Source organism: Pseudomonas nitroreducens, assembly GCF_024170165.1.
GTDB lineage: Bacteria > Pseudomonadota > Gammaproteobacteria > Pseudomonadales > Pseudomonadaceae > Pseudomonas > Pseudomonas nitroreducens_C.
The window spans coordinates 28,885-52,417 of sequence record NZ_JALJXP010000018.1 but is presented as its reverse complement, the minus strand read 5'-3'; the positions used below and the strand labels follow the sequence as shown (position 1 = coordinate 52,417).

Genomic DNA, 23,533 nt, shown 5'->3' with positions numbered 1-23,533 from the left:
CACGCTGTCCAGCGAAGACGTGATGAAGCGGCGCTCCAGCCTGTTGCAGCGCCTGCATATCGACGGCCTGCTGCTCCTGCTGCTGGTGACCCTCGGCTCGGTCGGCCTGTTCGTCCTCTATTCCGCAAGCGGCAAGAGCTGGGACCTGCTGATCAAGCAGGCCTCGTCGTTCGGCCTGGGCCTGGGCGCGATGTTCGTGCTGGCGCAGATCGAGCCGCGCTTCCTCGCCCGCTGGGTGCCGCTGGGCTACCTGATCGGCGTGGCGCTGCTGGTGGTGGTGGACGTGATGGGCCACAACGCCATGGGCGCGACCCGCTGGATCAACATTCCAGGGGTGATCCGCTTCCAGCCGGCGGAATTCATGAAGCTGCTGATGCCCATGACCATCGCCTGGTACCTGTCCAAGCGCTCGCTGCCGCCGGGCTTCAAGCACAGCGTGGTGGGCCTGGCGCTGATCGTCGTGCCCTTCGTGCTGATCCTCAAGCAGCCGGACCTGGGTACCGCCATGCTGGTGCTGGCCTCCGGCTCCTTCGTGCTGTTCGTCGGCGGGCTGCGCTGGCGCTGGATCATCATGGCCGTGTCGGCTGCGGTGCCGGTCGCCGTGGGCATGTGGTACTTCGTCATGCACGACTACCAGAAGCAGCGCGTGCTGACCTTCCTCGACCCGGAAAGCGATCCGCTGGGCACCGGCTGGAACATCATCCAGTCCAAAGCGGCAATCGGTTCGGGCGGCGTATTCGGCAAGGGCTGGCTGCTGGGCACGCAGTCCCATCTGGATTTTTTGCCCGAAAGCCACACGGACTTTATCATTGCCGTGCTCGGCGAAGAGTTCGGCCTGGTTGGTGTCTGCCTCCTGCTGGTGCTGTACCTGCTGGTGATCTACCGGGGGCTGGTGATCACGGCGCAGGCACAGACGCTGTTCGGCAAGCTGCTTGCCGGCAGTATCACCATGACCTTCTTCGTGTATGTGTTCGTCAACATTGGTATGGTCAGCGGACTGTTGCCAGTGGTGGGGGTACCGCTGCCCTTTATCAGTTACGGCGGAACTTCGCTGGTGACCCTGATGTCAGGGTTCGGCGTTTTGATGTCGATTCACACCCACCGGAAGTGGATCGCCCAGGTTTGATGACAAGAGTGAAGAAAGGAATGCAAGTACTGCGCGCCTGGGCTGCCAGGGGGGTGCATTGGGTCGGAATCGCGGGGGCGATCGGCATGTCCGGCGCTGCTGGCGCGGGCGACTACGATGGTTCGCCCCAGGTCGCCGAGTTCGTCAGCGAAATGACCCGTGACTACGGCTTCGCCGGCGAGCAGCTCATGGGCCTCTTCCACGACGTGGAGCGCAAGCAGTCCATCCTCGACGCCATCTCGCGCCCCGCCGAACGGGTGAAGACCTGGAAGGAATACCGCCCGATCTTCGTCACCGACGCGCGCATCAACCGCGGCGTGGACTTCTGGAACCAGAACGCCGAGGCCCTGGCCCGCGCCGAGCAGGAATACGGCGTGCCGGCCCAGTACATCGTCTCCATCATTGGCGTGGAGACTTTCTTCGGCCGCAATACCGGCAACTTCAAGGTGATGGACGCACTGTCCACCCTGGGCTTCGACTACCCGCCGCGCGCCGACTTCTTCCGCAAGGAGCTCAAGCAGTTCCTGCTGCTGGCCCGCGAACAGCAGGTCGACCCGCTCAGCCTGACCGGCTCCTATGCCGGCGCCATGGGCCTGCCGCAGTTCATGCCGAGCAGCTTCCGCGCCTATGCCGTGGACTTCGACGGCGACGGCCACATCAATATCTGGAGCGACCCCACCGATGCCATCGGCAGCGTCGCCAACTACTTCAAGCAGCACGGCTGGCATACCGGAGAGCCGGTGGTGTCGCAGGCGGAAATCGGCACCTCCACCGCCGAAGACGCGCTCACCCAGGGCCTGGAGCCGCAGATGAACCTCGGTCAGCTACGCTCTCAGGGCTGGCGAACCCATGACGTGATCCGCGACGACCTGATGGTGACCGCCATGCGCCTGGAAGGCGCACAGGGCACCGAGTACTGGGTCGGCCTGCCGAACTTCTACGTGATCACCCGTTACAACCGCAGCGCCATGTACGCCATGGCGGTCCATCAGCTGGCCGGCGAGATCGCCAAGGCACGAGGTGTCCATTGAGCAAGCGAATCGCAAGTCCCGGCCTCTGGTCGCTGGCCGCCTGCGTTGGCCTGAGCACCGTGTTCCTCGCCAGCTGTACCGGCAACCGTGCGCCCCAGCAGCAGCCGGTGGCCAGCAGCGGCATCTCCGGTCCTTATGATTACAACCGCCCGCACCGCGACGGTGCGCCCTGGTGGGACGTCGACGTCTCGCGCATCCCCGATGCCGTGCCGATGCCGCACAACGGGCCGTTCAAGAACAACCCCTACACCGTGCTGGGCAAGACCTACTATCCGCTGAACAACGCGAATACCTACAGCGTGGTCGGCACCGCGTCCTGGTACGGCACCAAGTTCCACGGCCAGGCCACCGCCAACGGCGAGCAGTACGATCTGTACGGCATGACCGCCGCGCACAAGACCCTGCCGCTGCCCAGCTACGTCCGCGTGACCAACCTGGACAACGGCAAGAGCGTCATCGTCCGCGTCAACGACCGAGGCCCGTTCTATTCCGACCGGGTGATCGACCTGTCCTTCGCCGCCGCCAAGAAGCTCGGCTACGCCGAGACCGGCACCGCCCACGTGAAGGTCGAGGGCATCGATCCCGACCGCTGGTGGGCCTCCCAGGGCAAGCAGCCGCCGATGATCATGGCCCTGCCGAAGATGGCTTCGCAGCCTGCCGCGCAGCCGCAGGCGGTCGCCATGGCCCAGCCCATCGAAACCTACACCCCGCCGCCGGCGCAGCACGCCGCGCCTGTGGCACCGGTCCAGATCGACTCAAAAAAAAACGCTTCATTACCAGCCGATGGCCTGTATCTCCAGGTGGGTGCCTTCGCCAACCCGGACGCTGCGGAGCTTCTCAAGGAGAAGGTCGGCGGCCTGACGGGGGCGAAATCCTTTATCAGCTCGGTCGTGGTCAACCAGCAGACCTTGTACCGAGTGCGCCTGGGACCGATCGGAACGCAGGATGAAGCAAGCCGGATGCAGGACAGCATCCGCGTGGCCAACCTTGGCCAACCCAAGCTCGTGCGCCTGGACTGAGATTCCACCGCACGGGCCGCAGCGGCACGCAGAGGCCGCGGCAACGAGTGTCCCCCCAGGGGATTGTTTGACCATTAGTGAACCCCAGAGAGACGGATGAACATCTTCAACTTCGCCAAACGCCTGTCCTTGCTCGTGTTGTTCAGCGCCCCCGTGGCCAGCTGGGCAGCGGAAGTCGTTCCCGCCGCCCCGCAGCTCGCCGCCAAGGCCTGGGTGCTGATGGACGGCGCCAGCGGCAACATCCTGGTCGAGAACGCCGGTGACGAGCGCCTGCCGCCCGCCAGCCTGACCAAGCTGATGACCGCCTACATCGCCACCAAGGAAATCGAAGGCGGCCGCATCGCCGAGTCCGACCTGGTCACCGTCAGCGAACACGCCTGGCGCACCGGCGGCTCGCGCATGTTCATCAAGGTCGGCTCCCAGGTTTCGGTGAGCGACCTGCTGCACGGCATCATCATCCAGTCGGGCAACGACGCCTCCGTCGCCCTGGCCGAGCACATCGCCGGCAGCGAAGACGCCTTCGCCGACATGATGAACACCACCGCGCAGAAGCTGGGCATGACCAACTCCCACTTCATGGACGCCACCGGCCTGCCCAACCCGGACCACTACTCGTCCGCCAAGGACATGGCCACCCTGGCCCGCGCCATCATCTACGGCGAGCCGACCCACTACGCCATCTACGCGCAGAAAGAGTTCTTCTGGAACAACATCAAGCAGCCCAACCGCAACCTGCTGTTGTGGCGCGACAAGACCGTCGATGGCCTGAAGACCGGCCACACCGACGAAGCCGGCTACTGCCTGGTGGCTTCCGCGGTGCGCGACGGCCAGCGCATGATCGCCGTGGTGTTCGGCACCAACAGCGAACAGGCCCGCGCCGCCGAGACCCAGAAGCTGCTGACCTACGGCTTCCGTTTCTTCGAATCGCAGACCTTCTACAAGAAGGGCGCCGAGCTGACCAAGGCCATGGTCTGGAAAGGCTCCGAGCACGAAGTCAAAGCCGGCCTGTCCGAAGACCTGACCATGACCGTGCCGCGCGGCCAGCTCAAGCAGCTGCAGGCCAACATGGTGGTCGAGCCGAACCTGATGGCACCGATCCAGCAGGGCCAGGTGATCGGCAAGGTCGAGGTCAAGCTGGGTGACAAGGTCGTCCGTACCTCCGACCTGGTCGCGCTGAATGCCGTGGAAGAAGGCGGCTTCTTCCGCCGTATCTGGGACAGCATCCGCCTGTTCTTCTACGGCCTGTTCAACTGACCGCCCGTCCCGGTCTTGTACTTTTGTATACAAGACCGGGATTGACCCGCCCGCGCAGTCGCAAACTCGGGTAAAATGCCCGCCTGCGACTGCCTGGTCCCCTGTGGCCCGGCGGCCGTCGTCCGATCCACCCGGAGCGCCCCCATCCCGGACGCTCATGCGGAGGCGGGCCACACGCCCGCGAGAGCCATGACTGATACCCCTGATTCCGTCGACACCAGCGAACAGCCCGCACCGAAGATCGAGTTCCCCTGCGAACGCTACCCGATCAAGGTCATCGGCGACGCCGGCGAAGGCTTCCCCGACCTGGTCGTCGAAGTCATCCAGCGTCATGCTCCGGACCTCGACATCACTACCCTGGTCACCCGTGACAGCCGCAACGGCCGCTTCCTCTCCGTACAGGTGCTGATCACCGCCACCGGCGTCGACCAATTGCAGAACATCCATAAAGACCTGCGCGCCACCGGCCGCGTCCACATGGTGCTCTGATGGGCGAAACGCTGGGCTTTCGTGAGCTGGGAATCCTTCCTTACGAGCCGACCTGGCACGCCATGCAGCGCTTCACCGCCGAGCGCGAGCCCGTCACGCCCGATGAAGTCTGGCTGCTCGAACACGAGCGGGTGTTCACCCAGGGCCAGGCCGGCAAGGCCGAGCACGTGCTGTTCCCCGGCGACATCCCGGTCGTCCAGGTCGACCGCGGCGGCCAGGTGACCTACCACGGCCCCGGCCAGCTGGTCGCTTACCTGATGCTCGACGTGCGCCGCTCCGGCATTGGCGTGCGCGACCTGGTTTCGCGCATCGAGCAGAGCCTCATCGGCCTGCTGGACAGTTACGGCGTCACCGCTGTGTCCAAACCCGACGCTCCGGGCGTCTATGTGGACGGCGCGAAGATCGCATCCCTCGGCCTGCGTATCCGCAACGGCCGTTCCTTCCATGGCCTGGCCCTCAACGTGGACATGGACCTGGAACCCTTTCGACGCATCAATCCCTGCGGTTACGCAGGCATGGCCATGACCCAGCTGAGTCAGCTGGCCGGCCCCATCGCATTGGCCGATGTGCGCGAGCGCCTGCGTGGCGAACTCGTCGAACGCCTTGGCTACGCGGCACAGAAGACCCTAACGGGCGGGATCCAACCTAGATGAGCACTGTTGTGGAGAATTCCGGCCAGGCTGCTCCGGCCGCCAAGCCGGGCAAGGTGGAAGTCGGCGTCAAGCTGCGCGGCGCCGAGAAGGTCGCGCGCATTCCGGTGAAGATCATTCCCACCGACGAACTGCCGAAGAAGCCCGACTGGATTCGCGTGCGCATCCCCGTTTCCCCCGAGGTCGACCGCATCAAGCAACTGCTGCGCAAGCACAAGCTGCACAGCGTCTGCGAAGAGGCCTCCTGCCCGAACCTGGGCGAGTGCTTCTCCGGCGGCACCGCGACCTTCATGATCATGGGCGACATCTGCACCCGTCGTTGCCCGTTCTGCGACGTCGGCCACGGCCGTCCGAAGCCGCTGGATGTCGATGAGCCGACCAACCTCGCCATCGCCATCGCTGACCTGCGTCTGAAGTACGTGGTGATCACCTCGGTGGACCGCGACGACCTGCGCGACGGCGGTGCCCAGCACTTCGCCGACTGCCTGCGCGAAATCCGCAAGCTGTCCCCCGGCGTGCAGCTGGAAACCCTGGTCCCGGACTACCGCGGGCGGATGGACATCGCTCTGGAGATCACCGCCAACGAGCCGCCGGATGTGTTCAACCACAACCTGGAAACCGTGCCGCGCCTGTACAAGTCGTCCCGTCCGGGCTCCGACTTCGAGTGGTCGCTCGACCTGCTGCAGAAGTTCAAGCAGATGGTCCCCCACGTACCGACCAAGTCCGGCCTGATGCTCGGCCTGGGCGAGACCGACGAGGAAGTCATCGAAGTCATGCAGCGCATGCGCGAGCACGACATCGACATGCTGACCCTCGGCCAGTACCTGCAGCCCTCGCGCAACCACCTGCCGGTGCAGCGCTTCGTCCACCCGGACACCTTCGCCTGGTTCGCCGAGGAAGGCGAGAAGATGGGCTTCAAGAACGTCGCTTCCGGCCCGCTGGTACGCTCCTCGTACCACGCCGACCAGCAGGCGCACGGTACCAAGATCGGCTGAGCAGACGCTCTCTGAGAAAAGGCGCCCTAGGGCGCCTTTTTTCGTTTCGATGGGTCAGTGCGAGTTGCGCAACTGCAGCAGCAGAGGTGCGGTGGGGTAGCCATCGGCTGGCTGGCCGGTGGACTGTTGGAAGGCTCGGATGGCCTTGCGTGTGTTGGCGCCAATGATGCCGTCTACGGTGCCGGGGGCCAGCCCCCGGTCAGTCAGTAGCTGCTGGAGCTCAATGCGCTCGCTGCGGCTCAGCGGGGCGTCTTCCACCGGCCATCGCCCGGCCAGTTGGCCGCCACCCTTGAAGCTGTCGGCCAGCAGGCCCACGGCCAGGGCGTAGGAGGTGGAATTGTTGTACTTGAGGATGGCGCGGAAGTTGTCCGTTACCAGGAATGCAGGGCCTCGATAGCCTGCTGGAAGCACCAGCGAGACACTGGCCTGCGGGTCCGAGGGCAGGGTGCCGCTGGCGGGTCGCACGCCCAGGCGCAGCCATTCGGCCATGGGTTTGCGGATGCTCATTTCCGCCAGGGCGTAGTCGAAGCCCTGCGGCAGGCGTACCTCGAAGCCCCAGGTCTGCCCGCGTTGCCAGCCGGACGTCTTCAGGTAGTTGGCGGTGGAGGCCAGGGCGTCGGGAGATGAGCCCCAGATGTCGCGCCGGCCGTCACCGTCGAAGTCCACGGCATATTGGTTGTAGGTGGTCGGGATGAACTGGGTCTGGCCCATGGCGCCTGCCCAGGAGCCAATCATGTTGCTGGCCGGCACGTCGCCGTGCTGGAGGATCTGCAGTGCGGCGATCAGCTGGTCTCGGCCAAAGTCCGGGCGGCGGCCTTCATAAGCCAGGGTGGCGAGGGAGCGAATGACGTTCTTGCTGCCCATCTGCTGGCCGAAATTACTCTCCATGCCCCAGATCGCCACGACGGCTTCGCGGTCCACGCCGTAAGCGCTGTCGATGCGTTGCAGCACCTCGACATTCTGTAGCAGTCGGTCCTGGCCATTGCGTACCCGTGCGGGGGACACAGCGCTTTCCAGGTACTGCCAGACTGGGCGGCTGAACTCAGGCTGGCTGCGGTCGGCGGTGACGACCGAGTCGTCTGGTTCGATACCTTCGAAGGCAGTGTCGAAGGTCTGCGCGTTGATGCCGGCGGCCAGCGCCTGCGCGCGGAAGCCGTCGCGCCACTGGGCGAAGCTCTGCGTGGGTTGTGCATGTTCAACGGCGGCGCCCTTGGGCGGCGGCTCGGTGCAGGAGGTCAGCAGGCCGAAGCTGGCCAGGGACAGGGCGGCGACGAGCAGGCAGCGTTGGCCGACAACAGGTGAAACAGGCTTGCGCATTGCTCTCCTCGGGAACTGGCAGCAGAGGGGCCACCTTAACATGGTCACTGTGACGCGTCTGCGTTGGACAGAAGCGGCGGGTGTGCAGATTCGATGACGCGAGTACGCGAAAATTCCCCGGACAGCAGGGCAGCCGTCGGGTGGTGCGGCATGCTGTCCTGTGCAGGCGCGCCTCATGCGCTTCTGAACAGCGGCCTGCTCCTGCAGGGAGCAGCAGCTACTGCCTGGGCTTGTTGCCCGTTTCCTGATCGACCTTCGGCGCGCTCTGGTTCAGTTCCTTGAGCATATCGTCATAGGCGGCGCAGTCGTCCGGGCGCTGTTCGCTGGAGCGGGACTTCTTCATCTCGGCGAGCTTTTCGTTGAGCTTCTGCGCACGCTGGGGATCGCTGCGGGTGACTTCGGTGACCTTGGCGGCGACTTGCTTGCCCTTGGCTTCGGCTTCCTGGTCGGAGCAGAACGCGTGGGCGGACAGGCTGAAAGGGAGGGCGAGGATGGCGACTAGCAGGGACGCTTTCATGGTGGACCTCCAGGGCTTGGCTGTCCGGTTGAAAGCGAAAGGCGGGGGTGGTTCAGGTTTTCTGCGGATTTCAGGCCGCCAGAAGCGAAGAAGCCTCCCAATTTCGGGAGGCTTCGCGGCGGTAGCTGCCTTTGCCTTTGAGCGGCTGTTCCTGGCGGCTGCGGAACAGCGGTTGTGCGACCAGGGACTTGGCCTTGTTCGGCCGTTTGGTTTTCTTCGCCATCTGTCTTTCCTCGTTGAGACCGGCGCCGTTGCCGGCGCGCGCATCTTCCGCCCATCTGGCGCGAGTGTCCAATGCCTTTGGTCAGTCGGCGAGCGGGCCAAGGCGTGGGGTGGCCTTTCGGGGCTAATCTGGGCGACGGACCTTTCTGACAATACGGACAAGAACGAGGACAAGGGCGATGAAATTTCTCTGCATGATCTACTTCGACGAGCGCAAGGCAGCCGAGCTGCCGGAGGCCGAGCTGCGCGGCATCGTCGACGAGTGCATGACCTACAGCGAACAACTGCGTCGCAGCGGCAACTACATTGCCGCCAATGCTCTGCTGCCGACGCCTACCGGGCGTACGCTGCGCGGGCAGGGCGACAAGCTGGCGGTGACCGACGGGCCCTTTGCCGAGACGCGCGAGCAACTGGGCGGCTTCTACCTGATCGAGGCGCAGAGCCTGGAGGAGGCTGAGCGCATCGCCGCGAAGATTCCGCCGGGGCGGCTGGGCTGCGTGGAGGTGCGCCAGGTGCGCAAGTGGGAGTGAGCTGGCGCTCAGGGGGTGGCGCGGTTCGTGAGCAGGCTTGCTTCCTACGCGTAAGAGGAATGGCGAGCTGACCTGCAGGAGCGCGCGATGCGCACGATCGCGGGCATGGCCCGCTCCTACAGGGGAATGGCTGTCAGGCCGAAGGCAGGCTGATGCGCTGCCCGGCGACCAGCAGGGCGAGGCGGGCGAGGCTGTTCCAGACGTTGCCGGGGGCCTGGCCCTTGATCTGTGCGTCGATCAGTTGGGCATCCTGCAGCATCTGGTTCCAGCGCTGCGCGGTGTGTCGCTGCAGGGCCTTGCTCATCAATGGGCGGCGCTTGTCCCAGATGGGCGGGCGGGCCTGGCTGAAGGCCTTGTCCAGCGGGACGCCCTGATTGAATTGCTGGGCGAGGCTGGCGAGCACGCGGACTTCCCGGGCCAGGGCCCAGAGGATCACCGGTGGCTCCACGCCTTCGCCGCGCAGGCCTTCGAGCATGCGCAGGCAGTGGGCGGCTTCGCCGTTGAGGGCGGCGTCGATCAGGCCGAAGACGTCGAAGCGCGCGCTGTCCGCCACGGCGGCCTGTACGGTGTCGGCGTCGATCTGCTGGCCGTCGGCGAGCAACTTGAGCTTTTCGATTTCCTGGGCGGCGGCCAGCAGGTTGCCTTCGACGCGCGCAGCGATCAGGTCAACGGCTTCCTGGCTGGCAGCGAGGCCGGCCTGGGACAGGCGCTGGCGAATCCACTGCGGTAGCTGGTGCACGTCGATCGGCCAGATCTGGATGAACTGGGCAGCATCGCCGTCGATCAGGGCCTTGGCCCATTTGGTCTTCTGCGTGCTGCCGTCGAGCTTGGGCAGGCTGACCAGCAGGACAGTGTCTTCCGGCGGGCGCTGCAGGTATTCCTGGAGGATCGCCGCGCCCTTGTCTCCGGGTTTGCCGGAAGGCAGGCGCAGCTCGATCAGGCGCTTTTCGGCGAACAGCGAGAGGCTGGCGCCGGCTTCGAGCAGCTGACCCCAGTCGAAGTTGGCTTCGGCGTTGAACACCTGGCGTTCGCCGAAATCGCGCTGGCGGCAGGCGGCACGGATGGCGTCGCAGGCTTCCTGGCAGAGCAACGGTTCGTCGCCGCTGACCACGTAGACGGGCGCGAGGTTGCCTTGCAGCTGCTTGGCGAGTTGTCCGGGATTGAGCTTCATGATGAGAAAGGGGCCGGTTTGGCCGGCCCCTTGTCGCTTACTGCGCTTTCGGGAATTCGATCGGGGATTGCTGCGGCTGAGACTTCGCAGCCTCGTCCGCGGCCTTCATCGCGTCGGCTTCGGCCTTGGCCTTGGCTTCGGCCTTGGCCTGCAGGTCGTTGAGCTGGGCCGGGGTGATCATTTGCAGGCGCATGGCCATCTGCCGGACCAGATCACGACGCATCTCTTCACGAATCTGCGCGGCTTCCTGATCGGAGCCGATCAGGTTGTTCTCGTCCTGCACATAAACCTTGCGCACCTGAACCTGGCTGGCGAGCAGCAGCAGGTTGTCGGTACCACGGATCTCGTAGTCCAGGGTGTTGGTCAGTTCGTTTTCCGCACTGCGCGCCGAGCTGGTGTAGCTGACGCTACGCTGGGTCACATCTTCGCGGGCGAGAATCAGGTGGTACGGCGCACGCGAGATGACTTTCACGCCACTGCCTTCAAGCAGCTGCTTGAGCTGGGTAACGGTTTCCCCATAGGCGTTGCGCGCACTCACGTCGATTTCCTTGAGCGCAAAGTTCGTATCGCCCAGGCCACGCAGTTGGAAACCGCAGGCGCTCAGCACGCTGGCCAGGCCGATCAGCGCGAGGCTGGTCAGGATACGTTTCATCAAGCTTCCCTCACTCCTGTTGATCCGGTATGCCCGTGGCGAAGGTGCCACGGGCGAATGGGTCTTTTCCAGCGTTGCTTTTAGTTGGCGACGATATTGACCAGCTTGCCAGGCACCACGATGACCTTGCGGATGGTCAGGCCGTCGGTGAAGCGCAGCACGTTTTCGTTGGCGCGGGCGGCCGCTTCGACGTCCTCGCGGCTGGCGCTGGCGGGCATTTCGATGTGACCGCGCAGCTTGCCGTTGACCTGTACCACCAGCTGCAGGCTGTCCTGCACCAGGGCGGCTTCGTCGACCTGCGGCCAGCTGGCGTCGATGACGGCGCCGTCCTTGCCCAGCTCCTGCCAGACCACGTGGCAGATGTGTGGGGTGATCGGGGCGAGCAGCAGGGTGACGGTTTCCAGGCCTTCCTGCAGCAGGGCGCGGTCAGCGGCGGATTCGGCCGGGGCCTTCTCCAGCACGTTCATCAGGGTCATCACGGCGGCGATGGCGGTGTTGAACTTGTGGTGCTGGCCTACGTCCTGGCTGGCCTGGCGGATGGCCAGGTGGATGGCGCGGTGAATGGCCTTCTGTGCGTCGTCCAGCGCGGACTTGTCCACGGCGCCGGCGGGGCCTGCGTTGACGTGGGCCTGGGCCAGACGCCAGACGCGGCGCAGGAATCGGTTGGCGCCCTCGATGCCGGAGTCGGACCATTCGCAGCTCATGTCCGGCGGCGAGGCGAACATCATGAACAGGCGGCAGGTGTCGGCGCCGTAGGCGTCGATCATGGCCTGGGGGTCCACGCCGTTGTTCTTGGACTTGGACATCTTCTCGGTGCCGCCGATTTCCACCGGCAGGCCGTCGGTCTTCAGGCGTGCGCCGATGACCTTGGCCTTGGCATCACGCTCGACTTCCACGTCGGCCGGGTTGAACCATTCCTTGCCACCGTTGGCGGCGACGCGGTAGTAGGTCTCGGCAACCACCATGCCCTGGGTCAGCAGGTTCTTGAACGGCTCGTCGGAGTCGATCAGGCCTTCGTCGCGCATCAGCTTGTGGAAGAAGCGCGCGTAGAGCAGGTGGAGGATGGCGTGCTCGATGCCGCCGATGTACTGGTCGACCGGCAGCCAGTAGTTGGCGGCCTTCTTGTCCAGCATGCCGTCTTCGAACTGCGGGCAGGCGTAGCGGGCGAAGTACCAGGACGACTCGACGAAGGTGTCCATGGTGTCGGTTTCGCGTTTGGCCGGCTGGCCGCATTTCGGGCAGCTGCACTCGTAGAACGACGGCAGTTTGGCCAGCGGCGAACCGGCGCCGTCCGGCACCACGTCTTCGGGCAGGACCACCGGCAGCTGGTCGGCCGGGACCGGCACGTCGCCGCAGGTGTCGCAATGGATGATCGGGATCGGGCAGCCCCAGTAGCGCTGGCGGCTGATGCCCCAGTCGCGCAGGCGGAACTGGGTGCGCTGCTGGCCGAGGCCCTTGGCGTCGAGGTCGGCGCCGATGGCGTCGAACGCGGCCTGGTAGCCGAGGCCGTCGTACTTGCCGGAGTTAACGGTGATGACGCTCTCGTCCTTCAGGCCGTACCACTCTTTCCAGACGGTCGGCTCGAAGTCGTTGTCGGCACCGACCTGGGCGATCACTTGCTGGATCGGCAGGGCGTATTTGTTGGCGAACTCGAAATCGCGCTCGTCGTGACCCGGCACGGCCATCACGGCGCCTTCGCCGTAGGTCATCAGGACGTAGTTGGCGATCCATACCGGCAGTTTGTCGCCGGTCAGCGGGTGCTCGACGAACAGGGAAGTGGCGACGCCTTTCTTCTCCTGGGTGGCGATGTCGGCTTCGGCGACGCCGCCGCGCTTGCACTCGTCGATGAACGCCTGCAGCGACGGATCGCGCTCGGCGGCCAGGGTGGCCAGCGGGTGCTCGGCGGCCACGGCGACGTAGGTGGCGCCCATCAGGGTGTCAGGACGGGTGGTGAAGACCTTCAGCTGGCCGGCTTCGCCGATGGAAGCCTGGTCGTAGGGGAAGGCGATCTCCATGCCGCGGGACTTGCCGATCCAGTTGCGCTGCATGGTCTTGACCTGTTCCGGCCAGCCCGGCAGGTCGTCGAGGCTGGACAGCAGCTCTTCGGCGTAGGCGGTGATCTTGAAGTAGTACATCGGGATTTCGCGCTTCTCGATCAGCGCGCCCGAACGCCAGCCACGGCCGTCGATGACCTGCTCGTTGGCCAGTACGGTCTGGTCCGCCGGGTCCCAGTTCACGGTGCCGTTCTTGCGGTAGATCACGCCCTTCTCGAACAGGCGGGTGAACAGCCACTGCTCCCAGCGGTAGTAGTCCGGCTTGCAGGTGGTGACTTCGCGGGACCAGTCGATCGCCAGGCCCAGGCTGTTGAGCTGGGACTTCATGTAGGCGATGTTGTCGTAGGTCCAGGCCGCCGGTGCGACGTTGTTCTTCATCGCGGCGTTTTCCGCCGGCATGCCGAAGGCGTCCCAGCCCATCGGCTGCAGGACGTTCTTGCCCTGCATGCGGTGGTAGCGGCTGATCACGTCACCGATGGTGTAGTTGCGCACGTGCCCCATGTGTAGCTTGCCGCTCGGATACGGGAACATCGACAGGCAGTAGAACTTCTCCTTGCCGGCGACTTCGTCGACGCGGAAGGAGTTGTGTTCGTTCCAGAAGTTCTGGGCCTGGGATTCGATCTCGAGAGGCTGATATTGCTCGTGCATGGCGCGATTTGAACCTGTACGGAAAAGAATTGTGCAGCCAGGAAGGTCGAGTGGCCCTTGCGCTGAACCGACCCCTGGGAAGACACGGGGCAGGCGGCTACAGAAAGCCTCGTAGCATACATGACCCCCACCCGAGCCGGTAGCCCGCGCCGTTTGTCGCGCGCTCGGTGTGGCACGGGGTGGGCCGCTAAGCTTTGCCTGAGGGCGGGAGGTTTCCGCCTGTCTTGAGGTGACTGATGGCTGAGCTGCATCGCGCAAGTGCTTCGGGTTCCGGTCTGTATGAACGGTTGTTGCAACGGCTCGCGCTGGCCCTGGATGAGGCTGATACCGCAGAGCGACTACGTGATGAATGCCCCGTGGAACTGGAGTTGCGCGGTCTGAGCAGTGCAGAGATGGAGTTGATCCGGGCGTATCTTGATCAGGATGTGAACTGGCTGCGTGGCTGGCATGCCGCAGCGGAGGAGCTTGCGCTGCTGGAGCGTGCCCCGGCCCGTGTGCCGCGGCATGTGCGCCAACCGGCGCCGCCCAGCCGCCCGCGCCTGGTGGCGCGCCCGCAGCAGCTGCAATGCGCCTTGTGCGGCTCGCCGGTGGCCTGGAGTCGCAATCAGGGCGTGTTGCCCTGCACGTCCTGCGGTTCGCAGTTGTTCCGCAACGCCAAAGCACGCTGATATCCCTTCGATCCGTTAGGCTTGGCGCCTCGACAAGGAGTCGCCAATGCCTGTCCGCTTCATCCTCAAACAGATTTTCATGCCGCCGGGAGTGCTGCTGCTGTTGCTCCTGCTGGGCTTCGTACTGCGCCGGCGTTATCCGCGCTTGTCGGTGTGCTGCTTCTTTTCCGGTTTCCTCGGCCTGCTGGTGATGAGTCTGCCGGTGACGGTGGAGTGGGGCGCGCGCCAGCTGGAGCCGCAGCAAGCGCTGCAACAGTCGGAGTGGGCGGGGCTGGCGCAGCGCGCCGAGGCCATCGTGGTGCTCGGCGCCGGCCGGGTACGCGGCGATCGCGCCTGGGATGAGGACCAGCCCGGCCTGATGGCCCGCGAGCGTATTCGCTATGCCGCACGCCTGGCCAGGGCCAGCGGCCTGCCGGTGCTGACCTCCGGAGGTCTGCACTACGGCACGCCACCTTCCGAGGCACGGATCATGGCGCAGAGCCTGCTGGACGATTACGGCGTGCCAGCGCGCTGGGAAGAAGGGCGCAGCCGCACGACCTGGGAAAATGCGCAGTTCAGCGCCGACATGCTGCGCGAGGCGGGTGTCAGACGGGTGGTGCTGGTCACCAGCGCCATTCACATGCCGCGCTCGATCTGGAGCTTCGAGAAGGTCGGACTGGAAGTGCTGCCGGCCCCCTCGGGCTATATCGGTACGGACGATGTAGTGCCCATGGGCGGCTGGCTGCCGGAAGGGCGGGCGATCTGGCAGAGCGGGCAGTTGCTCAACGAGGGGATCGGGTTGGTGGGGTATCGGTTGTTTTACCGCTAGCGGGCTTTTGCAGGAGCGGGCTCTTGTAGGAGGGAACTCCGTCCGCGATGGCATCCGGCGCGATGCGGACCTATCGCGGACAGAGTCCGCTCCTACGGAAACTCCAGCACCCAGAATGAAAAAGGGCCTCGCAATGAGGCCCTTTTCGTTGGAATCAGCCGAACAGTCGGCGCTCTTCCGGGTGCGTACGGCGGCGTACCAGCGCCCACACCAGCAGCACGGCGCTGAGGATCGCCAGCGGCCAGACGCGCCACTTCAGGTACGGCGTCAGGCCCTGCATCGGCACCACTTCGCCGCGCAGCACGCCTTGCTGGAACTGGGGAATCTGCACCGCCAGCTTGCCGAACGGGTCGATCAGCGCGGTAACGCCGTTGTTGGTGCCACGCACCATCCAGCGGCCGGCTTCCAGGGCGCGCATCTGCGCCATCTGCAGGTGCTGCAGCGGCCCGATGGAGGTGCCGAACCAGGCGTCGTTGCTGATGGTCAGCAGCAGCTGGCTCTGCGCTGCGAGTTCGGCGGCGAATTCCGGGTAGACCACTTCGTAGCAGATGTACGGCGCCACGGAGTAACCCTTGGCCTTGAGCAGCGGCTGGTCGGCCGGGCCGCGGGCGAAGTCGGACATGGGCAGGTCGAAGAAGGTGATCAGGCCGCGCAGCAGGTCCTGCAGCGGAACGTATTCACCGAAGGGCACCAGTTTCTGCTTGAGGTAGTTGCCGCTGCCGTCGCCGACCACGGTGATGCCGTTGTAGTAGCGAATGCCCTCGGTGCTCTTCTCGCGCACCGGTACCCCGGTGATCAGCGCGGCCTTCTTGGCAGTGGCGACGCCGTTGATCATCTCCAGGTAGCCGGTGGCCTGGTCCTTGAGCACCGGCACGGCGGTTTCCGGCCAGACGATCAGGTCGACGTCGTTCTGCTCGGCGGTCAGGTCGCGGTACAGCTCCAGCTGGTGGGTGATGGCCTTGGGGTCCCACTTCATTTCCTGGGCGATGTTGCCCTGCAGCGCGGCGACCTTCAGCGGTGCGCCGGCCGGGGTGGTCCAGGCGTGGCCCTTGTAGCCCAGGCCGACGGCCCAGGGCGCGATCAGCAGGATCAGGCCGGTGACCAGGCGCGCCGGGCGACGGGTCAGGGCCGGGATATTGATGATCAGCGCGCCGCTCAGGGCGATGGCGAAGGACGCCAGCCAGACGCCGCCCAGCGGGGCGAGGCCGGCCAGCGGGCCGTCCAGCTGGCTGTAGCCGGCGTAGAGCCAGGGGAAGCCGGTGAGGAACCAGCTGCGGAACAGTTCCAGCACCACCCATAGCGCGGCGAAGGCCAGCGCGTCGCTGACCGGCGCATTGTTGCGCCGGAAGAACTTCGCCCACACCCAGGCTGGCAGGGCGAAGAAGAACGCCACGCCGGCACTGAAGCCGCCGACCAGGAAGCCGGCCAGCGGCCCGGACGCGCCGCCGAAGTTGTGGATGCTGAAGTAGATCCAGCTGGTGCCGGCGATGAAGGCGCCGAAGCCGTACCACCAGCCGCGCCAGAGCGCCGAGCCCGCAGTGGTGCCGCGCAGGCCGAGGTAGAACAGGGCCAGCGAGAGCACCGCCAGCGGCCAGTAGCCGAACGGGGCCAGGGTCAGCGGGGTGAGCGCGCCGGCGGCCAGGGCGAGCAGGTGGCCTGGCAGGCCGGGGCGGGTGATCCAGCGCATCGGAAATCCTTGTTGCGGTTAAGCGATGCGCAAGAGTAATGGAGAGACGAACGGTAGGCTATGGGGATGAAAGCCAAAAGCCATGAGCTGACTGCGGCGGGATGTTGCAGGACGCGGAGGGTTTTTCTGTAGGAATTCAGCGAGGGGTGTTTTGTGCGTACCTGTAGGAGCGGACTTTGTCCGCGATCGCGGGCATGGCCCGCTCCTACAGGGTGCGTCGTGGCTCAGTCCTGCAGCGGGGTGAGGCGCAGCAGGTGCAGCCGGCGGCTGTCCGCGTTGAGCACGCGGAAGCGGAAGCCGCCCAGTTCGGTGGTTTCATTGCGCTTGGGCAGGTGGCCGAAGGCGCTCATCACCACGCCGCCGACGGTATCGAATTCCTCATCGGAGAATTCCGCGCCGAAGAAGTCGTTGAAGGCTTCCACCGGGGTCAGCGCCTTGACGATGAAGTCACCGCTGGGCAGCGGCTTGATGTAGCTGTCTTCCTCGACGTCGTGCTCGTCCTCGATGTCGCCGACGATCTGCTCCAGCACGTCCTCGATGGTCACCAGCCCTGCCACGCCGCCGTATTCGTCGATGACGATGGCCATGTGGTTGCGGTTGGCGCGGAACTCGCGCAGCAGCACGTTCAGGCGCTTGGACTCGGGCACGAAGGTGGCCGGACGCAGCAGGTCCTTGATGTTGAAGGCGTGGTTCTGGTCATGAAGGATCAGCGGCAGCAGGTCCTTGGCCAGCAGGACGCCCATGATGTCGTCCAGGCTCTCGCCGATCACCGGGTAGCGCGAGTGCGCGGCATCGATGATGGCCGGGAGGAAGTCGACAGGCTTCTGCGTCGACTTGATGGAGATCATCTGCGAACGCGGGATCATGATGTCGCGGACCTGGAGGTCCGCCACCTGGATCGCGCCTTCGACGATCGACAACGCTTCGCTGTCCAGCAGCTTGTTGTCGTGGGCTTCGCGCAGCAGCTCAAGCAGCTCCTGGCGGTTTCTCGGCTCATGGGCAAAAGCCTGGGTGATCTTGTCCAACCACGACTTGTGCCCATTGCTCGATCGGTCTTCGCTCATCTTTTCCTTGCTCGGTGGCTTTTATTCTTCGTCGGCCGCATACGGGTCCGGGTGACCCAGTTCAGCCAGCAATTCGCGTTCCAGGCTTTCCATTTCCTCGGCTTCTTCGTCTTCGATGTGATCGTAGCCGAGCAGGTGGAGGCAGCCATGGATGACCAGGTGGGCCCAGTGGGCCTCGGCGGACTTGCCCTGTTCGGCGGCCTCGCGGGTGACTACGGGGGCGCAGATCACCAGGTCGCCGAGCAGCGGGATGTCCAGCAACTCATCGGGAACATCGGCGGGGAAGGACAGAACGTTGGTCGCGTAGTCCTTGTGTCGCCAAGTCTTGTTCAGTTCGCGCCCTTCGGTTTCGTCCACCAGGCGAAGGGTGAGTTCCGAATCATTCTGGCGCTGGCGCAGGGCCAGTTCGCACCAGTGGCGGAATTGCGCTTCGCTCGGCAGGCCGGCCGCTTCGCAAGCGACCTGCAGGTCCAGTTCAAGCATGCTTGTTGCCCTGGCCTTCTACGCCGGTGAGGCGGTTCTCATAGGCGTCGTAGGCATCGACGATGCGCTGCACCAGCGGGTGGCGCACGACGTCCTTGGACTTGAAGTGGGTGAAGCTGATGCCGGGGACGTCGCGCAGCACTTCCATCACGTGCTTGAGGCCCGAACGGGTGCCCTTGGGCAGGTCGACCTGGGTGACGTCGCCGGTGATCACCGCGGTGGAGCCGAAGCCGATCCGGGTGAGGAACATCTTCATCTGTTCCATCGTGGTGTTCTGGCTTTCGTCGAGGATGATGAAGCTGTTGCTCAGCGTGCGGCCGCGCATGTAGGCCAGCGGCGCGACTTCGATCACCTGGCGCTCGATCAGCTTGGCCACGGTCTCGAAGCCGAGCATTTCGTACAGTGCGTCGTACAGCGGGCGCAGGTAGGGGTCGATCTTCTGCGACAGGTCGCCGGGCAGGAAGCCGAGCTTCTCGCCGGCCTCGACCGCCGGGCGCACCAGCAGGATGCGGCGGATCTGCTCGCGCTCCAGGGCGTCCACGGCGCAGGCCACGGCGAGGTAGGTCTTGCCGGTGCCGGCCGGGCCGATGCCGAAGTTGATGTCGTGGTCGAGGATCGCCTTCACGTAGCGCTGCTGGTTGGCGCCGCGCGGGCGGATGTGCGCCTGGCGGGTCTTGAGCGTGACCAGCGGGGCGGCGGGCTCGACGGAGAGTTCTTCCAGGCCGGACTCCTGCAGGAACAGGTGGACCAGGTCGGGGGTCATCTCGGTGCCGTTCTGTACTTCGCGGTAGAGGCGTTGCAGGAGGTTTTCGGCCGCCTGGGTGCGCTCGGGGTCGCCGACCAGTTCGAACTGATTGCCGCGGTTGCGGATCTCGATGCCGAGGCGCTTCTCGATCTGGTGCAGGTGTTCGTCGAACTGGCCGCACAGGTTGGCGAAGCTGCGGGCCTCGAAGGGCTCGAGCATGAAACGATGAATATCCAGGGGGGCGTTCAAGGTGTTGTCTAAGTCGCCGTGCTTCAAAGGGAGATGGTCGAAGAATAACCCCACGCGACCGAGGACGAAAGTTCAGTCGCCATCGGGGTCTTCAACGGTCGTTTGTCAGTGTCCTGCTTCCACTGTCAGTGGCGGGCTTCCACCAGGGTGGCGCGCAGGGAGTTGGGCAGCGCTTCGTAGATTTCCACGTCGACGAACTGGCCGATCAGGCGCGGATTGTCGCAGCGGAAGTTGACCACGCGGTTGTTCTCGGTGCGCCCCTGCAACTGGCCGGGGTCGCGCTTGGCGTAGTCGGTGACGAGGATGCGCTGGATGCTGCCGACCATCCGTCGGCTGATCTCGAAACCCTGGTGGTTGAGGCGGCTGTTAAGCGTCAGCAGGCGTTGCTTCTTCACTTCGTCCGGGGTGTCGTCGACCAGGTCGGCGGCCGGGGTGCCCGGGCGCGAGCTGTAGATGAAGGAGAAGGAGTAATCGAAGCCGACGTCCTCCACCAGCTTCAGGGTCTGCTCGAAGTCCTTCTCGGTCTCGCCGGGGAAGCCGATGATGAAATCCGAGCTGATGCAGATGTCCGGCACCGCGGCCTTCAGCTTGCGGATGCGCGACTTGAACTCCAGCGCGGTATGGTTGCGCTTCATGGCCGCGAGGATGCGGTCGGAGCCGGCCTGCACCGGCAGGTGGACGAACTTCACCAACTGCGGCACTTCGGCGTGGGCGGCGATCAGCGAGTCGGAGAATTCCAGCGGGTGCGAGGTGGTGTAGCGGATGCGCTCGATGCCATCGACCTCGGCGACCACGCGGATCAGCTCGGCGAAGTCGGCGATGCGCCCGTCATGGGTCGGGCCGCGGTAGCCGTTGACGTTCTGGCCCAGCAGGGTGACTTCCTTCACGCCGTTCTCGGCCAGGTGGATCACCTCGGCGAGCACGTCGTCGAACGGGCGGCTGACTTCCTCGCCGCGGGTGTAGGGCACCACGCAGAAGGTGCAGTACTTGCTGCAGCCTTCCATCACCGAGACGAAGGCGGTGGGACCGTCGACGCGGGGCTCGGGCAGGCGGTCGAACTTCTCGATTTCCGGGAAGGACACGTCCACCTGCGGTTTGCGGGTGGTGCGGGCGGCGTCGATCATTTCCGGCAGGCGGTGCAAAGTCTGCGGGCCGAACACCACGTCGACGTAGGGCGCACGCTCGCGGATCGCCGCACCTTCCTGGCTGGCCACGCAGCCGCCGACGCCGATCACCAGGTCGGGGTTCTGCTGCTTCAGCGTGCGCCAGGCGCCCAGTTCGGAGAACACCTTCTCCTGGGCCTTTTCGCGGATCGAGCAGGTATTGAGGAGGATGACGTCGGCGTCTTCGGCCTTTTCGGTGATTTCCAGGGCCTGGTGTTCACCCAGCAGGTCGGCCATGCGCGAGCTGTCGTACTCGTTCATCTGGCAGCCGTGGGTCTGGATGAAAAGCTTCTTGGCCATGGAACCTGTCTTGTTCTGGTTAAAAAATGACCGGGCATTATAAGCCCCGGGGCAGACATCTACCAGCGGCGGGCTTGAGGGCGGCTGTCTGTGCTATGCTGCGTGCCCTTTTTGCAAAGCTGTCATCCTTCGTTCATGAGCAAGCGCGAGAACCCGATCTACAAGGTGGTCTTCCTCAACCAGGGCCAGGTGTACGAGATGTATGCCAAGCAGATCTACCAGAGCGATCTGTGGGGTTTCCTGGAGATCGAGGAGTTCGTCTTCGGCGAGCGCACCCAGGTGGTGGTGGACCCCAGCGAGGAGAAGCTCAAGGCGCAGTTCGACGGCGTCATCCGCAGCTTCGTGCCGCTGCATTCGATCATCCGCATCGACGAAGTGGAGCGCCTGGGCACCGCGAAGATCAGCGAGGCCAAGCCCAGCGGTAACGTGATGCCGTTCCCCATGCCGATGCCGAGCAAGGACAACTGACGCTCGGCTTTTCTGCAGGAGCGAGCTTGCTCGCGAGCCGCCCAGCACTGACGTCAGCCGGCTAGCCCTGTTCGCGAGCAAGCTCGCTCCTACAGCACATGGGCGCGGGGAGTAGATCAGGGTAGCGGCGAGAACGGCGAGTTGCCGGCGGTCTGCAGTTCGATCAGGTAGTTGCGGAAGATCTGCCCAAGCACCTTGGTGGCGATGTCCAGTTCGTCCTTGTTCATCTGCTCGGCGACCAGGTCGGCGCTGTCCATGGCGTCTTCGGCGCCATTCACCGCGGCCATCTTCAGCACGATGTAGGCCTGCACGTTGTTGGCCTTCACGCCTTCGCCGCGGAAGAACATGGTGCCCAGGCGCAGTTGTGCGTCGGCGTGGCCTTGCAGCGAAGCCTTCTCGTACCAGTGCAGGGCGGCCTGGAAGTCGCGCGGGGCGCGTTCGCCGGTATAGAAGAATTCCCCCAGTTCGAACTGTGCCTGGGCGTCGCCGGCGTTGGCGGCCTGCTGGCAGCTGGCCAGGGCCTGTTGCAGCTGCTCGGGCACGGTGTTCAGGGTGCAGCGTCCGGTGGCTGGAATCAGCAGCGAGTTGCCGCCCGCCTGAGTGAACAGGGGCAGTGCGAGCAACAGGCAGCCCAGCAGGGTGCGACCGGAACGGTACATGGGGAGAAACGGCCTCCAGGATCGGGGCGGGTAAAACCCGGCCAGCGAAATGCGCCAGCCTTCACATTATGAAATAAGCGGGCGCTTCCTTACAAAGTCTTTACCTTCTTTTCTGTTTTTTTACTGGAAATGGCAAGTTGGTCGGGGTGGGCGTAACGCGGGGATAAAGCCCTGAAAGCATCGGGGCAGAGCGGAAGGCGCCCGGCTGGGCGCCTTCGCGAGGGACTGCCTGAAGCAGCTTACTTGAGGGCGGCGAAGGCGCGCTCGGCGGCGTCCAGGGTCAGCTTCAGCTCGGTTTCGCCGTGGGCGATGGAGGTGAAGCCGGCCTCGAAGGCACTCGGGGCCAGGTAGATGCCGGCGTCCAGCATCAGGTGGAAGAAGCGCTTGAAGCGTTCCGCGTCGCTGGTCATCACGTCGTCGAAGGTGACGATGGCATCGGCGCCGGTGAAGTACAGGCCGAACATCGCGGCACCCGCCTGGGTGGTCACGAAGGGAATGCCGGCGGCGTCGGCGCGCTCCTGCAGGCCCTGCAGCATGCGGGTGGTGTAGGTGGTCAGCTCGTCGTGGAAGCCGGGACGACTGATCAGGCGCAGGGTGGTCAGGCCGGCGGCCATGGCCAGCGGGTTGCCCGACAGGGTGCCGGCCTGGTAGACCGGGCCGAGCGGGGAAATCTGCTCCATGATCTGGCGCTTGCCGCCGAAGGCGCCCACCGGCATGCCACCGCCGATGATCTTGCCGAAGGTCGACAGGTCCGGGGTGATGCCGTAGTGCGCCTGGGCGCCGCCCAGGGCCACGCGGAAGCCGGTCATCACTTCGTCGAAGATCAGCACCACGCCGTGCTTGTCGCACAGGCTGCGCAGGCCTTCGAGGAAGCCCGGTGCCGGCGGCACGCAGTTCATGTTGCCGGCGACCGGCTCGACGATGATGCAGGCCACGTCCTTGCCGACTTCGGCCAGGGTCTTCTCCACCGCGGCGATGTCGTTGTAGGGCAGGGTCAGGGTGTGCTTGGCGAAGGCCGCCGGCACGCCCGGGGAGTTCGGTACGCCGAAGGTCAGGGCGCCGGAGCCGGCTTTCACCAGCAGGCTGTCGGAGTGGCCGTGGTAGCAGCCTTCGAACTTGATGATGCTGTCGCGGCCGGTGTAGCCGCGGGCCAGGCGGATGGCGCTCATGGTGGCTTCGGTGCCGGAGCTGACCATGCGCACCATGTCCATGGAGGGCACCAGCGAGCAGACCAGGTCGGCCATTTCCACTTCCAGCGCGGTCGGTGCGCCGTAGGACAGGCCGTGATCGAGCTGCTTGCGCACGGCATCGAGAACGTCCGGGTGGCTGTGGCCGAGGATCATCGGGCCCCAGGAGCCGACGTAGTCGACGTAGCGCTTGTCATCTTCGTCCACCACGTAGGCGCCTTCCGCGTGCTTGAAGAACAGCGGGGTGCCGCCGACGCTCTTGAACGCGCGCACCGGCGAGTTCACGCCACCGGGGATGTGTTTCTGGGCATTGGCGAAAAGCGTTTCGGAACGGGACATGCTGTACCTCGCGAAGCTGTGAAGGGCCGGGCGCGTGG

Annotated in this window: 24 protein-coding genes; 11 read left to right on the top strand and 13 right to left on the bottom strand. The window is 65.1% G+C overall.

The window, feature by feature from the left end:
* Positions 1-22 precede the first annotated feature (22 nt).
* The 7 genes from rodA to lipA all read left to right on the top strand — a co-directional run bounded on the left by rodA (position 23) and on the right by lipA (position 6,564).
* Positions 23-1,126 (top strand): rod shape-determining protein RodA, encoded by a 1,104-nt coding sequence (gene rodA / locus J2T47_RS27105; RefSeq protein ID WP_138216950.1) that lies wholly within the window; start codon positions 23-25, stop codon positions 1,124-1,126.
* 8 nt (positions 1,127-1,134) lie between these two features.
* A complete protein-coding gene (mltB, locus tag J2T47_RS27100) occupies positions 1,135-2,157 on the top strand; it encodes a lytic murein transglycosylase B (RefSeq protein ID WP_138216917.1) in 1,023 nt (340 codons plus the stop codon).
* Positions 2,154-3,176, top strand: a complete 1,023-nt coding sequence (locus J2T47_RS27095) for a septal ring lytic transglycosylase RlpA family protein (RefSeq protein WP_253453548.1) — start codon at positions 2,154-2,156, stop codon at positions 3,174-3,176. Before mltB ends, J2T47_RS27095 begins: the two co-directional genes overlap by 4 nt.
* Positions 3,177-3,272: 96 nt before the next feature.
* Positions 3,273-4,430, top strand: coding sequence for a D-alanyl-D-alanine carboxypeptidase family protein (locus J2T47_RS27090; RefSeq protein WP_253453546.1), 1,158 nt, complete (start codon positions 3,273-3,275; stop codon positions 4,428-4,430).
* Between the two features lie 189 nt (positions 4,431-4,619).
* Entirely contained in the window at positions 4,620-4,919 is a 300-nt protein-coding gene (locus J2T47_RS27085) for a DUF493 domain-containing protein (protein WP_045215124.1), read from the top strand.
* Positions 4,919-5,572 carry a lipoyl(octanoyl) transferase LipB gene (gene lipB / locus J2T47_RS27080; protein WP_045215121.1) on the top strand — a complete coding sequence of 218 codons (654 nt, stop codon included), beginning with the start codon at positions 4,919-4,921 and terminating at the stop codon, positions 5,570-5,572. Before J2T47_RS27085 ends, lipB begins: the two co-directional genes overlap by 1 nt.
* Positions 5,569-6,564 carry a lipoyl synthase gene (lipA, locus tag J2T47_RS27075; protein ID WP_084358015.1) on the top strand — a complete coding sequence of 332 codons (996 nt, stop codon included), beginning with the start codon at positions 5,569-5,571 and terminating at the stop codon, positions 6,562-6,564. Before lipB ends, lipA begins: the two co-directional genes overlap by 4 nt.
* Positions 6,565-6,618: 54 nt before the next feature.
* Here lipA and J2T47_RS27070 read toward each other — a convergent pair whose 3' ends face one another.
* The 3 genes from J2T47_RS27070 to arfA all read right to left on the bottom strand — a co-directional run bounded on the left by J2T47_RS27070 (position 6,619) and on the right by arfA (position 8,621).
* Positions 6,619-7,881 (bottom strand): lytic murein transglycosylase, encoded by a 1,263-nt coding sequence (locus tag J2T47_RS27070; RefSeq protein WP_253453544.1) that lies wholly within the window; start codon positions 7,879-7,881, stop codon positions 6,619-6,621.
* 217 nt (positions 7,882-8,098) lie between these two features.
* Positions 8,099-8,398, bottom strand: coding sequence for a hypothetical protein (locus J2T47_RS27065; RefSeq protein ID WP_253453542.1), 300 nt, complete (start codon positions 8,396-8,398; stop codon positions 8,099-8,101).
* Positions 8,399-8,468: 70 nt separating this feature from the next.
* Complete coding sequence (gene arfA, locus J2T47_RS27060; RefSeq protein WP_253453709.1) at positions 8,469-8,621, bottom strand: alternative ribosome rescue factor ArfA; 153 nt, start codon at positions 8,619-8,621, stop codon at positions 8,469-8,471.
* 178 nt (positions 8,622-8,799) lie between these two features.
* Between arfA and J2T47_RS27055 the strand changes: the two genes are divergently transcribed.
* Positions 8,800-9,150 (top strand): YciI family protein, encoded by a 351-nt coding sequence (locus J2T47_RS27055; RefSeq protein ID WP_253453540.1) that lies wholly within the window; start codon positions 8,800-8,802, stop codon positions 9,148-9,150.
* 133 nt (positions 9,151-9,283) lie between these two features.
* Here J2T47_RS27055 and holA read toward each other — a convergent pair whose 3' ends face one another.
* The 3 genes from holA to leuS all read right to left on the bottom strand — a co-directional run bounded on the left by holA (position 9,284) and on the right by leuS (position 13,675).
* The gene (holA, locus tag J2T47_RS27050) at positions 9,284-10,321 is read right to left on the bottom strand and encodes a DNA polymerase III subunit delta (protein ID WP_253453538.1); all 1,038 of its coding nucleotides are present in this window, start codon (positions 10,319-10,321) and stop codon (positions 9,284-9,286) included.
* Positions 10,322-10,358: 37 nt separating this feature from the next.
* A complete protein-coding gene (gene lptE, locus J2T47_RS27045; protein ID WP_253453536.1) occupies positions 10,359-10,973 on the bottom strand; it encodes an LPS-assembly lipoprotein LptE in 615 nt (204 codons plus the stop codon).
* Between the two features lie 80 nt (positions 10,974-11,053).
* The gene (gene leuS, locus J2T47_RS27040; protein ID WP_253453534.1) at positions 11,054-13,675 is read right to left on the bottom strand and encodes a leucine--tRNA ligase; all 2,622 of its coding nucleotides are present in this window, start codon (positions 13,673-13,675) and stop codon (positions 11,054-11,056) included.
* Positions 13,676-13,911: 236 nt separating this feature from the next.
* Between leuS and J2T47_RS27035 the strand changes: the two genes are divergently transcribed.
* Positions 13,912-14,343, top strand: coding sequence for a hypothetical protein (locus tag J2T47_RS27035; protein WP_253453532.1), 432 nt, complete (start codon positions 13,912-13,914; stop codon positions 14,341-14,343).
* Between the two features lie 46 nt (positions 14,344-14,389).
* Positions 14,390-15,151 carry a YdcF family protein gene (locus J2T47_RS27030; protein ID WP_253453530.1) on the top strand — a complete coding sequence of 254 codons (762 nt, stop codon included), beginning with the start codon at positions 14,390-14,392 and terminating at the stop codon, positions 15,149-15,151.
* Positions 15,152-15,305: 154 nt separating this feature from the next.
* On the opposite strand, the gene lnt is transcribed toward J2T47_RS27030, so the two are convergent.
* The 5 genes from lnt to miaB form a co-directional block, all read right to left on the bottom strand.
* On the bottom strand, positions 15,306-16,838 hold the full coding sequence (gene lnt / locus J2T47_RS27025; protein WP_253453528.1) for an apolipoprotein N-acyltransferase: 1,533 nt from the start codon (positions 16,836-16,838) through the stop codon (positions 15,306-15,308).
* 224 nt (positions 16,839-17,062) lie between these two features.
* On the bottom strand, positions 17,063-17,902 hold the full coding sequence (locus J2T47_RS27020) for an HlyC/CorC family transporter (RefSeq protein WP_253453526.1): 840 nt from the start codon (positions 17,900-17,902) through the stop codon (positions 17,063-17,065).
* Between the two features lie 21 nt (positions 17,903-17,923).
* Positions 17,924-18,385 carry an rRNA maturation RNase YbeY gene (gene ybeY / locus J2T47_RS27015; RefSeq protein WP_253453524.1) on the bottom strand — a complete coding sequence of 154 codons (462 nt, stop codon included), beginning with the start codon at positions 18,383-18,385 and terminating at the stop codon, positions 17,924-17,926.
* Positions 18,378-19,379, bottom strand: coding sequence for a PhoH family protein (locus J2T47_RS27010; protein WP_253453522.1), 1,002 nt, complete (start codon positions 19,377-19,379; stop codon positions 18,378-18,380). The genes ybeY and J2T47_RS27010 overlap by 8 nt, the downstream gene beginning before the upstream one ends.
* A gap of 125 nt (positions 19,380-19,504) precedes the next feature.
* Positions 19,505-20,842, bottom strand: a complete 1,338-nt coding sequence (miaB, locus tag J2T47_RS27005) for a tRNA (N6-isopentenyl adenosine(37)-C2)-methylthiotransferase MiaB (RefSeq protein WP_253453520.1) — start codon at positions 20,840-20,842, stop codon at positions 19,505-19,507.
* A 135-nt stretch (positions 20,843-20,977) separates the two neighbouring features.
* On the opposite strand from miaB, the gene J2T47_RS27000 reads away from it, so the two are divergent.
* Complete coding sequence (locus tag J2T47_RS27000; protein WP_138520119.1) at positions 20,978-21,310, top strand: DUF1820 family protein; 333 nt, start codon at positions 20,978-20,980, stop codon at positions 21,308-21,310.
* Positions 21,311-21,426: 116 nt separating this feature from the next.
* Here the strand turns inward: J2T47_RS27000 and J2T47_RS26995 are convergent, their stop codons facing one another.
* The gene (locus tag J2T47_RS26995) at positions 21,427-21,969 is read right to left on the bottom strand and encodes a tetratricopeptide repeat protein (protein WP_017521798.1); all 543 of its coding nucleotides are present in this window, start codon (positions 21,967-21,969) and stop codon (positions 21,427-21,429) included.
* 239 nt (positions 21,970-22,208) lie between these two features.
* The gene (gene hemL / locus J2T47_RS26990) at positions 22,209-23,495 is read right to left on the bottom strand and encodes a glutamate-1-semialdehyde 2,1-aminomutase (protein ID WP_253453518.1); all 1,287 of its coding nucleotides are present in this window, start codon (positions 23,493-23,495) and stop codon (positions 22,209-22,211) included.
* Positions 23,496-23,533 lie beyond the last annotated feature (38 nt).

Coding starts and splice junctions, on each gene's coding strand:
- rodA (WP_138216950.1), top strand. CDS start 23: ATGAAGCGGCGCTCCAGCCTGTTGCAGCGCCTGCATATCGACGGCCTG.
- J2T47_RS27090 (WP_253453546.1), top strand. CDS start 3,273: ATGAACATCTTCAACTTCGCCAAACGCCTGTCCTTGCTCGTGTTGTTC.
- J2T47_RS27085 (WP_045215124.1), top strand. CDS start 4,620: ATGACTGATACCCCTGATTCCGTCGACACCAGCGAACAGCCCGCACCG.
- lipB (WP_045215121.1), top strand. CDS start 4,919: ATGGGCGAAACGCTGGGCTTTCGTGAGCTGGGAATCCTTCCTTACGAG.
- lipA (WP_084358015.1), top strand. CDS start 5,569: ATGAGCACTGTTGTGGAGAATTCCGGCCAGGCTGCTCCGGCCGCCAAG.
- J2T47_RS27070 (WP_253453544.1), bottom strand. CDS start 7,881: ATGCGCAAGCCTGTTTCACCTGTTGTCGGCCAACGCTGCCTGCTCGTC.
- J2T47_RS27065 (WP_253453542.1), bottom strand. CDS start 8,398: ATGAAAGCGTCCCTGCTAGTCGCCATCCTCGCCCTCCCTTTCAGCCTG.
- arfA (WP_253453709.1), bottom strand. CDS start 8,621: ATGGCGAAGAAAACCAAACGGCCGAACAAGGCCAAGTCCCTGGTCGCA.
- J2T47_RS27055 (WP_253453540.1), top strand. CDS start 8,800: ATGAAATTTCTCTGCATGATCTACTTCGACGAGCGCAAGGCAGCCGAG.
- holA (WP_253453538.1), bottom strand. CDS start 10,321: ATGAAGCTCAATCCCGGACAACTCGCCAAGCAGCTGCAAGGCAACCTC.
- lptE (WP_253453536.1), bottom strand. CDS start 10,973: ATGAAACGTATCCTGACCAGCCTCGCGCTGATCGGCCTGGCCAGCGTG.
- leuS (WP_253453534.1), bottom strand. CDS start 13,675: ATGCACGAGCAATATCAGCCTCTCGAGATCGAATCCCAGGCCCAGAAC.
- J2T47_RS27035 (WP_253453532.1), top strand. CDS start 13,912: ATGGCTGAGCTGCATCGCGCAAGTGCTTCGGGTTCCGGTCTGTATGAA.
- J2T47_RS27030 (WP_253453530.1), top strand. CDS start 14,390: ATGCCTGTCCGCTTCATCCTCAAACAGATTTTCATGCCGCCGGGAGTG.
- lnt (WP_253453528.1), bottom strand. CDS start 16,838: ATGCGCTGGATCACCCGCCCCGGCCTGCCAGGCCACCTGCTCGCCCTG.
- J2T47_RS27020 (WP_253453526.1), bottom strand. CDS start 17,902: ATGAGCGAAGACCGATCGAGCAATGGGCACAAGTCGTGGTTGGACAAG.
- ybeY (WP_253453524.1), bottom strand. CDS start 18,385: ATGCTTGAACTGGACCTGCAGGTCGCTTGCGAAGCGGCCGGCCTGCCG.
- miaB (WP_253453520.1), bottom strand. CDS start 20,842: ATGGCCAAGAAGCTTTTCATCCAGACCCACGGCTGCCAGATGAACGAG.
- J2T47_RS27000 (WP_138520119.1), top strand. CDS start 20,978: ATGAGCAAGCGCGAGAACCCGATCTACAAGGTGGTCTTCCTCAACCAG.
- J2T47_RS26995 (WP_017521798.1), bottom strand. CDS start 21,969: ATGTACCGTTCCGGTCGCACCCTGCTGGGCTGCCTGTTGCTCGCACTG.
- hemL (WP_253453518.1), bottom strand. CDS start 23,495: ATGTCCCGTTCCGAAACGCTTTTCGCCAATGCCCAGAAACACATCCCC.